The organism is [Scytonema hofmanni] UTEX 2349, from assembly GCF_000582685.1.
Taxonomy (GTDB): domain Bacteria; phylum Cyanobacteriota; class Cyanobacteriia; order Cyanobacteriales; family Nostocaceae; genus Hassallia; species Hassallia hofmanni.
This window is the reverse complement of the sequence record NZ_KK073768.1, coordinates 3,497,849-3,508,739: the sequence shown is the minus strand read 5'-3', so window position 1 is coordinate 3,508,739 and position 10,891 is coordinate 3,497,849. Positions and strand designations below refer to the sequence as shown.

The 10,891-nt window shown below is 42.7% G+C and carries 9 protein-coding genes and 1 pseudogene; 7 read left to right on the top strand and 3 right to left on the bottom strand.

All coding sequences use genetic code 11. The features are described 5' to 3' along the window. From TOL9009_RS47550 to metG, 3 genes and pseudogenes are all read right to left on the bottom strand, one after another. Positions 1-223, bottom strand: a pseudogene (locus TOL9009_RS47550) (hypothetical protein); the annotation flags it as partial. Beyond that, the gene (locus TOL9009_RS0120815) at positions 220-849 is read right to left on the bottom strand and encodes a LabA-like NYN domain-containing protein (RefSeq protein ID WP_029634487.1); all 630 of its coding nucleotides are present in this window, start codon (positions 847-849) and stop codon (positions 220-222) included. The gene TOL9009_RS0120815 and the pseudogene TOL9009_RS47550, both read right to left, overlap by 4 nt. Before the next feature lie 142 nt (positions 850-991). Next, the gene (gene metG, locus TOL9009_RS0120810) at positions 992-2,584 is read right to left on the bottom strand and encodes a methionine--tRNA ligase (protein ID WP_038297394.1); all 1,593 of its coding nucleotides are present in this window, start codon (positions 2,582-2,584) and stop codon (positions 992-994) included. A gap of 875 nt (positions 2,585-3,459) precedes the next feature. Here metG and TOL9009_RS0120805 point away from each other — a divergent pair. From TOL9009_RS0120805 to TOL9009_RS0120775, 7 genes are all read left to right on the top strand, one after another. Continuing rightward, positions 3,460-4,275: an alpha/beta fold hydrolase gene (locus TOL9009_RS0120805; RefSeq protein ID WP_029634485.1), complete on the top strand. Its 816-nt coding sequence runs from the start codon at positions 3,460-3,462 to the stop codon at positions 4,273-4,275. 24 nt (positions 4,276-4,299) lie between these two features. Continuing rightward, complete coding sequence (locus TOL9009_RS39925; protein ID WP_038296487.1) at positions 4,300-4,548, top strand: hypothetical protein; 249 nt, start codon at positions 4,300-4,302, stop codon at positions 4,546-4,548. Then, positions 4,535-4,912, top strand: coding sequence for a type II toxin-antitoxin system PemK/MazF family toxin (locus TOL9009_RS42630; RefSeq protein WP_029634484.1), 378 nt, complete (start codon positions 4,535-4,537; stop codon positions 4,910-4,912). The genes TOL9009_RS39925 and TOL9009_RS42630 overlap by 14 nt, the downstream gene beginning before the upstream one ends. 95 nt (positions 4,913-5,007) lie before the next feature. Next, on the top strand, positions 5,008-6,162 hold the full coding sequence (locus TOL9009_RS0120790) for an EcsC family protein (RefSeq protein ID WP_029634483.1): 1,155 nt from the start codon (positions 5,008-5,010) through the stop codon (positions 6,160-6,162). Positions 6,163-6,334: 172 nt separating this feature from the next. Beyond that, entirely contained in the window at positions 6,335-7,807 is a 1,473-nt protein-coding gene (locus TOL9009_RS0120785) for a leucyl aminopeptidase (RefSeq protein ID WP_029634482.1), read from the top strand. A 909-nt stretch (positions 7,808-8,716) separates the two neighbouring features. Further along, positions 8,717-9,742, top strand: coding sequence for a phosphate acyltransferase PlsX (gene plsX, locus TOL9009_RS0120780; protein ID WP_029634481.1), 1,026 nt, complete (start codon positions 8,717-8,719; stop codon positions 9,740-9,742). 66 nt (positions 9,743-9,808) lie between these two features. Then, complete coding sequence (locus TOL9009_RS0120775) at positions 9,809-10,801, top strand: beta-ketoacyl-ACP synthase 3 (RefSeq protein WP_029634480.1); 993 nt, start codon at positions 9,809-9,811, stop codon at positions 10,799-10,801. The last annotated feature ends 90 nt before the right edge of the window (positions 10,802-10,891 follow it).

Genomic DNA, 10,891 nt, shown 5'->3' with positions numbered 1-10,891 from the left:
GACAAGGAGAGGGGGAGACAAGGAGAGGGGGAGACAAGGAGAGGGGGAGAAATTGTTTTTTATTCCCCTTGTCCCCTTGTCCCCTTGTCCCCTTGTCCCCTTGTCCCCTTGTCCCCTTGTCCCCTTGTCCTCCTTGTCCTCCTTGTCCCCCCCTCCCCTTGTCCCCTTGTCTTCCAAGTCTCTCCAACTCCTTGTCTCCCTGTCGATACTGTTGTTGCTTCACTCTTGAATTTCAAGATGTCCGTCAATGTCTCCGGAATCTTCTAAAAACCCGATACCGGATAAAGGACGATATGGATAGCTTTGACGAGGGGTTTTTTGAATGTCTTCTTTGATCGCTTCTAGATCGATGTAGCGATCGCTTACGTTAATTAAACTATCACTGGTCATTGAGCGCAAACTCACCACTTCTACGCGCACTCCACGATAGCTAACTGAATTGACTGCGTAAGCCAAATCTCCATCGCCACTCACTAAGACCGCTGTATCATATGAATCTACCAAAGCCATCATATCTACCGCAATTTCTACATCTAGGTTGGCTTTTTTTGAGCCATCTGGTAACTGCACCAAATCTTTAGCAATTACTCGATACCCGTTGCGACGCATCCACAACAAAAATCCCTGTTGTTTCTCGTTTGTCCGGTCTACACCTGTATAGAAAAATGCCCGCAACAATCGAGATCCACCCGTCAATCGGCACAAAAGCTTCGTGTAATCTATTTCTATTCCCAGTTGCAGCGCTGCGTAAAATAGATTTGAACCATCAATAAATATAGCCACACGACCGCGATTTTCCAAAACTTGTTCTGGGGTAAATATTGAGTCGTTTTCCAAGTTATTCAACATTGTTGTCATACCTAAATCTTTATCCTTGTAATAATTGATACTTATTTATCTTTTTTCTTCAGAAATCAGAGCTGCTTATAATAAGCTTTCAAGGCTATCAATTAAGCCTTGCTAATTTTGTTGACAAAAGAAATTAAAAAAGCTAACCGTTTTTTGGCAGTTCGATGCGTTGAAAAATTGGTTTTGGTGTACCCAGTTTTTGTTTATTGCTGAGTATTCCCCATGTAGAATGGATCGCAAAAGGCGCCGCAGTTGAACTTTCTATTTGCTGATTAAAGTTGATTCCGAAGCCCAGTTGCTCATAAATCTCGCTACTGATATCCGGAATAATTGGGGACAACAAGTAAGCTGCTAGCCTCACTGATTCTAGAACTGCATACAGTACTTGCTCTAGCGTCTGCGTTTCTCCTTGTTTATACAATGTCCAAGGTGCTTGATCATCGATAAACTTATTGCCAGCTCGCACCAGAGTTAGGATAGATTCGCAGGCTTGATTAAAAGCTAACGCTTCATAAGCGTTTTTTACCTGTTTGCCTAAATTTAAACCAATAGCTTTCAACGGATCTTCATTCGTGATATCTTCATTTGTAATTGATGGCATATTTCCAGCGCAGTATTTTTTCACCATGTTCAGGGTGCGATTTAGCAAATTTCCTAGATCGTTTGCCAAATCTGCATTTAAAACATTGATGAATCTAACTTCATTAAAATCGCCATCTTTGCCAAATTCGATTTCCTTAAGGAAGTAATAACGAACTGCATCTGCACCATAAGTTTTAACTAACGCCACGGGATCAAGAGTATTACCAAGGGTTTTCCCCATTTTCTGATTATCTTTGGTCAAGAAACCGTGTCCAAATACTCTTTCTGGTAATGGCAAATTGGCTGACATTAACATTGCGGGCCAGTAAACTGCATGAAAGCGGAGGATATCCTTACCGATTAAATGCAAGTTGATTGGCATCCATTTGGATAAAGCATTTTCTAAAGTCGGTTCTGCATCTGCTTCGTTCAAGGCAGTTATGTAACCCAGCAGCGCGTCAAACCAGACATAAAGGGTTTGTTTGGGGTCAACTGGTACTGCAAAACCCCAGTCCACATTTACCCGTGATATGGAAAAGTCCTGCAAACCTTGATTTACAAAGTTGAGGACTTCATTTCGACGGCTTTCTGGTTGAATAAAATCTGGTCTGGACTGGTATAATTCTTGAAGTTGGCTTTGATATTTGGATAAGCGAAAGAAGTAGTTTTGCTCGTCTCGCCATTCGACTTCTTTGTTGGTGTGGATGGGACACCGGTGTCCTTCTAACAAATCCCGTTCTTCTTTAAATTCCTCACAGGAAACGCAATACCAGCCTTTTTGCTGTCCCTGGTAGATATCACCGGCTTCCCAAACTCGCTGGAAGAATTCTTTGACGATCGCTTCATGACGCGGATCGGTAGTCCGAATAAAGCGATCGTATTGAATGTTTAGCAATTCCCACAGAGAAACAAAGCTTGGTACAATTCCATCACAGTACTCTTGTGGCGATCGCCCTTTGCTTTCTGCGGAGCGCTGAATTTTCAGTCCATGCTCATCTGTACCTGTAATCAGCAGTACGGGGTGTCCTAATAGTCTTTGGAACCGCGCTACCACATCAGCTGCGATCGTTGGATAAGCGCTGCCCATGTGGGGTAAATCGTTTACATAATATAGCGGTGTTGTTAGCGCAAAGGTCTTTTCTGATTTATCCACTCTTTTATCTTGCAGAATCAAAAACAACTTGTTAAAACAGTTTTGTCACGGACTTATGTATTGACAAACACATTATTATATAATATCTCACCGAATTTTAAAAGAACTATTTAATATTAGCAAATTTTTTTGCTAGGCGATTGTTAGCTCCATAACGATGAATGCAGCATTTTTTTGCTTGAACAATTATAACTAAACAAGTCTAAAACAGAAAAAATGAAGGCTGAAAACTAAAGATTTATTTACTATAAGCTTTATCCCTTTCTTCATGGGCTATTTTATTACTTATACTCAGCACCTTGAGTCAATAAGCTTTTTTTCACTATTTATTGTGACTAAAAATAACACCCATTAGCTCTAATAAAAGTTTAACTAATTCCCTAAATCAGACATTTCTATCTGAAGACGGTCGTTGTTATAGTAAAGTAATGTAAAACTTCTCTCAGAAAAAATGCAGTATTTTCTCAAAAATATATTTGACTAAACTATGAGTGTAAATAGCCCTTCAGAACCTTTATTCAATCAACCGGGTTTGCATCATGAGTGTGATTTATCGTCCCCAAGCCCGTGTTAATTGGTCGTCCTTATTGGATTATGTCGCAACACAAGCAAAAATACCAGGGCAAACAAGGCAAAAAAAGTTGTAGCCGAATTGACAGAACACTCTCATGTCAAAATTGCTAAATTATTGCTTCACTAAGAAGGGGAAAGGGGAAAGGGGAAAGGAAAATAAAAATATCATGAGTGATTTAAATAACTCTTCTTACAAACCTCAACGGGACGGTACAGTCCACCGCTGAGGAAGGCGCTTTATTTCTATACCTTTCCCCTTTCCCCTTTCCCCTTTACCCCTCCTCAAATTGCCCAATTTACTAATGACTAGTACAAAAGTTGAGATCAAACCGTGTTTTTTAACACCTAAAACACTAAAGCCAGAGTATCCGTTGTTGGTATACTTACCAGGTATGGATGGAACGGGTCAATTATTGCGATCGCAAACCGCCGGTTTAGAAGCCGGCTTTGATGTGCGTTGTTTGGCGATACCAAGAGAAGATTTAACTGGTTGGGATGATCTGACTGGGAACGTATTGGACTTAATCGACCAAGAATTAAAAAGTTCTCCTAGAACAGTTTACTTGTGTGGTGAGTCTTTTGGGGGTTGTTTGGCGATGAAAGTAGCGATCGCTTCACCGCAGTTATTCAAGCGAATTATTCTCATTAACTCAGCTTCGGCTTTAAATCTTCGTCCCTGGTTGAATTGGACATCGCAACTAACTAACATGATACCGGGATATCTTTATGATGTTGGAGCATTGGGGCTATTGCCATTTTTAGCATCTTTGGGGAGGGTTGCGAGAGGCGATCGCCAAGAACTTCTCAAGTCAATGCGTTATGTACCACCACAAACCGTCCTCTGGCGAATATCATTATTAAGAGATTTTAACGTTGATGACAAGCAATTACGCACCCTAACTCAACCAGTTTTGATAATTGCTGGTGGTGACGATCGCCTTTTACCTTCTGTAACTGAAGCCGAACGTTTAGTTAATATTTTACCTAATGCAAAAATGGTAGTCTTACCTGATAGCGGACATGCTTGTTTGTTAGAAAAAGATATTTATCTTTATGAAATTATGAAGGATAACAACTTTTTAGAAAATAATGCTGAAGCATTTTCCGAGTTAAAATGAAATTAAACCAATCCAATGCACATCATGACCCAAGTAACTGTTAAACTGCAAATTGCTTTTGAGTCGCTCTTAGAAGCCATTGTCAACCTTCCCTTTAAAGAAAAACATCAACTTTGGCAAGTTTTAGATAAGGAAATTAATCAATTTAAAGCAGACTTGTTAGCAGAAGATCCTTACGATTGGGGACTTGAAGGACAGCCACAAGGTAAGCCAGTAGAGTACATTCCAGGAGTGGGGCTAACTGTTGTCGGTGGTAAGGATGCTTCAACCTGATTTACTTACCTGTGGGGATGTAATTATAGTGGCTTTGCCTGCTCATACTCCCAGAGGACACGAACAGCAAGGAACTAGACCCGCTGTAATAGTTGGTATACCGTTGAGAGAAATCCGCTATCCAATGTTAATGATTGCACCTTTAACAACTCAGAGTGGTTCTTGGACATTTAACAATCCCAGCTTATACCCGCGTTTGGAAACTGGTACAGGTGGTTTGTCTCAGTCTTCCATTGTCTTGCTAGATCAAACGCGAGCATTAGATATAAGTCGAATTATGGCGTATTTGGGAACACTGACTCCAGAGCAATATGCTCCAATTTTTAATGGATTAATGCAGTTATTCAGATTAGAAAATAGTTAATTTTCAATTAACGACTTACGCTTACAGAGAGATGTCAAGTCCCTCGGTTTCCGGCTACAAGTTAAATAGAAAGACTTGTAGGACGTTGCTCAATAATGAAAGACAAATCCCAAACAAAAATTGAGGTGAATAAATCAGTTAATTCATCTTCAGAAATAGTAATCAAAGCGCAAACTTCAGCACAAGAAGATACACCTACAGTATTAGAATCATTTGCTAACTCTGTCGGTGGTGCAGTTGAAACCGCAGTTGGGGTAGGATCGGCATCTGTAGAAGTAGCTGTAAAACAAACACATAAACTAATTGAACAAGCAACTCACACCGTTGGAGAGGTAGTTACTCAGATGAGTGAAAACTGGCTAATTAGAAAATTAGCTGGTGTGTTAAATCTCAATTGGCTAATTGGTGTAAGTGATAAAGTTGATTTAGCAAAAGCCGAAGCAGAAGTAAAACAGCTACAGCAACAGCATCCCCAAGAATCACCCAGCCAAATAGCCCATCGGATTATGCTGGATAAAGCAACTAAAGCCGGGGGAATTGGGCTGGCAACTAGTATTTTACCAGGTGAAGCGTTGGCGCTGTTTGCAGTTGATTTGGCAGCAACAACGCAATTACAATCAGAAATGCTTTATCAAATAGCATCTGTCTATGGGCTGGATTTAAAAGATCCTGCGCGCAAAGGTGAAGTTTTAGCGATTTTTGGTTTAGCTTTTGGTGGTAGTCGTCTTCTCAAAGCTGCGGGATTAGGTTTGCTACGAAATGTACCTTTCGCTGGTGCGGTGATTGGTGCTAGTTCTAATGCGACAATGATATATTCATTGGGATATGCAGCTTGTCGATTTTATGAAGCAAAGCTGGATGAATCGACTTCGTTGACTTCGGAAGCAACACTTGCAGAGTTAAAGAAACAAAGCGAAAATTATTTAGAAAAAGCGATCGCTCAAGAAGCGATTATGGATCAAATTTTAGTTCACATGATCCTTGCCAGTCATCCAGATCAGACTTGGGAAGAAATTTTGCCGAAGTTGCAAACATTAAACTTCAGTCCAAACTCATTAGAAGCGATCGCCCAAAATATCAAATCACCCCAACCTTTAGATACACTACTCAATCAACTCAACCGCGATTTTGCAGTACCACTACTGGCTCAATGTTATAGAATAGCCCAGCTAAACAACAAAACTACATTAGAAGAAGCAAGAGTGATTCAAGCGATCGGCTCTAAATTTAATATTTCTGTTAAAGGTTAGTTGTTGGTTGTTATTTGTTGGTTGTTAGTTGTTGGTGGTTTTTGTCCCCCTTGTCTCCTTGTCTCCTTGTCTCCTTGTCCCCCACTCCCCCACTCCCCCCTCCCCCGAAAGAAGCACGAAAAGTGGATTATACGCAATACTGGTACAAGAACTTTTACAGAGAATATCACAGATGGAAATTCTACCAATTAATACGCCCCTCTTAGAGTGGAAGGGAGATGGTTTGGCGATTGGATTATTTGAAGATGCAGTAGAATTAAGTGGAGAATTGGCGACTTTAGATGAAAAAATCGGCGGAATCTTAAAAGAACTGATTGCCGAAGAAGAATTTAAGGGTAAAGCAGGTAGCAGCATTTCCACGCGCTTGGGTGGCGATCGCTCGGTACGAAAGCTGATAGTAGTAGGTTTGGGAAAACCTGATGCTTTAAAATTAGATAGCTTGCGCCGCGCTGCTGCATCTATGGCACGATTAGCTAAAAAGCAAAAATGTAAAACTCTTGCAATTGACTTGCCAGTATGGAATAATAATCCAGAGGCAACAGCGCAAGCGATCGCCGAAGGTATAGAACTAGCACTTTATCAAGATACTCGCTTCAAGTCGGAAAACGAAGATAAAGGACCACAAGTAGAAACAGTACATTTACTAGGTTTGGGCGGACAAGAAGCCGCAATTACCCGCGCTAATCAAATCACTTCTGGAGTAATTTTGGCGCGGCAGTTGGTAGCAGCACCAGCGAATGCTGTCACACCAATTACGATGGCAGAAACCGCTCAAGCGATCGCCACCGATTACGATTTGCAAATAGAAATCCTCGAACAAGAAGACTGTGAGAAGTTGGGGATGGGTGCTTTTTTAGGAGTAGCACAAGCTTCTGACTTGCCCCCGAAATTTATTCACCTCACCTATAAACCCCAAGGCACACCCAGACGTAAACTAGCAATTATCGGTAAAGGTTTGACCTTCGACTCTGGCGGACTCAACATCAAAGGTGCTGGTAGCGGTATCGAAACCATGAAAATTGACATGGGTGGTGCAGCGGCTACATTAGGTGCAGCAAAAGCAATTGGTCAATTAAAGCCCGACGTAGAAGTGCATTTTATCTCAGCGGTAACTGAAAACATGATTAGCGGTCGTGCCATGCACCCAGGCGACGTGTTGACAGCTTCAAATGGCAAAACAATCGAAGTTAACAACACCGATGCTGAAGGGCGTTTAACCTTAGCTGATGCGTTGGTGTTTGCCGATAAATTAGGAGTAGAAGCGATCGTTGATTTAGCTACCCTTACAGGTGCTTGCTTAATTGCCTTAGGAGACGATATCGCCGGGTTATTTACTCCCGATGATGGTGTAGCTAAACAGTTAGAAACCGCATCTGAGACCGCTGGAGAAAAAATATGGCGTCTGCCAATGGAAGAAAAATACTTTGAAGGGCTGAAGTCTGGCATTGCCGACATGAAAAACACCGGTCCCCGTGCAGGTGGTTCGATTACCGCCGCACTTTTCCTCAAACAGTTTGTCAAAGATACCCCTTGGGCACACTTAGATATAGCAGGACCCGTTTGGGCAGATAAAGAAAACGGTTACAACGGTTCTGGGGCAACCGGTTTTGGCGTTCGCACCCTCGTTAACTGGGTGTTGAGTTAATACCATTAGAGTTTTAGCCCGCGCAGGTAAGCTCTGTTTGTGTAGCCCCAGGCTGTAAGCCCTTGTCGTTATACCAATTCTATGTGAGGTTGCGCTTTATTCCCCTCACCCTAGAAGGGTGGGGCTATACGTACAAAGCCCACCTGCGTGGGCTAATTAGACGCATCTTCATACAGAAATGGTATTACAAGAAAGGCAGAGGGCAGGAGGCAGAAGGCACTTATGAAAGGAGTATTAATAAAAACTTTAGTTCTGGGTCTAAAGCCCAGTTTAAAAAAAGAATTGTATCGAGACGCGTAGCGCGTTCCGACAAAGCGTCATTGCTTCAATCCCACGTTTTTAAACGTGGGTTCTATAAGTGCCTTCTGCCTTCGTACTTCTGCCTTCTGAACTACATTTATTTATCTCGTAAAACCCTTATCCCGCCAATGGTTGTAAACCGTTGTCTAAAACGCGAAAGTCCTCTTCATAGGACTAAATAAAGATTTCAGTCCATTTTAATGGACTTGTGCTATTAGCCTTAGAATTTATTCTAAGGCGGGATAGCGGCAAGAACGAGGGTTTGGAAATATGTTGGTAATGACAAGGGCTATTAAGCGCAATAATTCAAGCGTTATTCGGCAGTAACGCGCTGTAGATTCGCAAATTATTCAGAACTAACCCAAGACTTTACGGCTCTATCTACCTCCATTGGACATCTGGTAAAAAAGATGTAGAGACGTAGCATTGCTAGGTCTAATCAAGGGTTTCGAGCAACGCATAATTAATTTTTACGCCTACCTCCATTACTAACAGTCCAGGCAGTAGATCACATGAAGCATTCCCAATTTCCGGCTGGGAACGAGACAATCGCCCATCCTCATTCCCTAACATCTGGTAAAATTTGTAAGGTTTCTATAAGCTTTAGCAATGGGATCGACTTGCGTGCGGATCGCAATTGATGCAATGGGAGGGGATCACGCACCTGGGGAAATCGTCGCCGGCGCACTGCGGGCACGAGAAGAACTAGGTGTAGAAGTATTGTTAGTTGGTGATACCCAGCAAATTGAGGCTGCCCTGCCGTCAAAAACAAATTTAGGGCAGATAGAGATAGTCAGCGCAACTGAAGCGATCGCTATGGATGAGGAGCCTTTAAGCGCCATTAGACGCAAACCCAAAGCTTCCATCAATGTGGCGATGAATTTAGTTAAAAATCAGCAAGCAGATGCTGTAGTTAGTGCCGGTCACTCTGGTGCCGCAATGGCAGCTGCTTTGCTGCGTTTGGGACGACTACCGGGAATTGACCGTCCGGCAATTGGCGCTGTATTTCCTACCTTAATAGCCAGTAAACCAGTATTAATCCTTGATGTCGGCGCAAATGTAGATTGTCGTCCGAAATTTTTAGAGCAGTTTGCCGTTATGGGGTCGATTTATAGTGAGTATGTGTTGGGTACACCCAATCCCAAAGTAGGTTTGTTAAATATCGGCGAAGAAGATTCTAAGGGAAATGATGCAGCTGTCCGTGCTAACGAAATGCTGCGGGAAAATTCCCAAATTTCTTTTATTGGCAACGCTGAAGGACGTGATGTCCTCTCCGGTCGCTTTGATGTGATTGTCTGTGATGGCTTTGTCGGCAATGTCTTGTTAAAATTCGCCGAAGCTGTCGGGGATATCGTCTTGCAAATTTTGCGCGAAGAGTTACCCCAAGGATTGCGCGGTCAAATCGGCTCGGCAATTTTAAAACCAAACCTGAAGCGGATTAAACAGCGAGTAGACCACGCGGAACATGGCGGCGGTTTGCTTTTAGGCGTAGCCGGAATTTGTATAATCGGTCACGGCAGTTCCCAAGCTCCTTCGATTTTTAATGCAATTCGCATTGCCAAAGAAGCGGTTGATAACTCTGTGCTGCAACGAATTCAGTCTCAATATCAAAGCCTTCAGCAGGAGAGCAATTAAAAAGTCAATAGTTATTACTAATGACAGATGACAAACAATAAAAGCTGATAGGTGGAGAAACTAGGAGTGCAAAAGTTAGGTGTAGCAATTACAGGAAGTGGTTCGGCAGTACCGACAACTTCTTTAGATAACCAGGGGCTGACTCAACTGGTTGACACGTCAGACGAGTGGATCGCCACAAGAACGGGGATTCGTCATCGACGATTAGCGGGTGCAGATGAATCCTTAAAGACGATCGCTACTATAGCCAGCGCGAAAGCGATCGCTGCTGCCGGAATTACCGCAGCAGACATAGATTTGATTCTACTCGCCACCTCTACCCCTGATGATCTATTTGGCACTGCTTGTCAAATTCAAGCTGAATTGGGAGCCACCAAAGCAGTTGCCTTTGACTTGACAGCTGCCTGTTCCGGCTTCGTGTTTGGACTTGTCACCGCTGCCCAATACATCAGAACAGGCGTTTATCAAAATGTCCTCTTAATTGGAGCAGATATCCTCTCCCGTTGGGTAGATTGGCAAGATAGAGGTACGTGTATATTGTTTGGTGATGGGGCTGGGGCGGTAATATTGCAAGCAAACGATAGCGATCGCTTGTTAGGATTTCAACTTAAAAGTGACGGCACTCAAAACCACTATCTCAATCTTGCCTACAAAGCCTCTCCCGAAGAACTTATCCCCGGTGTAAATGTCAATAAAGGCAACTTCCAACCCATCACCATGAACGGCAAAGAAGTCTACCGCTTCGCCGTCCAACGAGTACCAGAAGTAATTGACAAAGCTCTATTTCACGCTAATCTCAGCGTTGACCAAATAGACTGGCTGATATTACATCAAGCAAATCAGCGCATTCTCGATGCTGTAGCGCAACGTCTGAATATTCCAGCACATAAAGTTATCAGTAATCTCGCGGAATATGGCAATACCTCCGCCGCCTCTATCCCCCTTGCACTAGACGAAGCAGTGCAACAAGGCAAAATAAAACCAGGTGACATCATTGCTACCTCTGGCTTCGGTGCCGGACTCACTTGGGGGGCAGCAATTTTTCAATGGGGAAGATAAAAATTTGTTGGTTGATAGTTGTTAGTTGTTAGTGGGCATAGGGCATTGGGCATTGGGAATTTCCTATGATATCATGTCCGGGTAATTAGT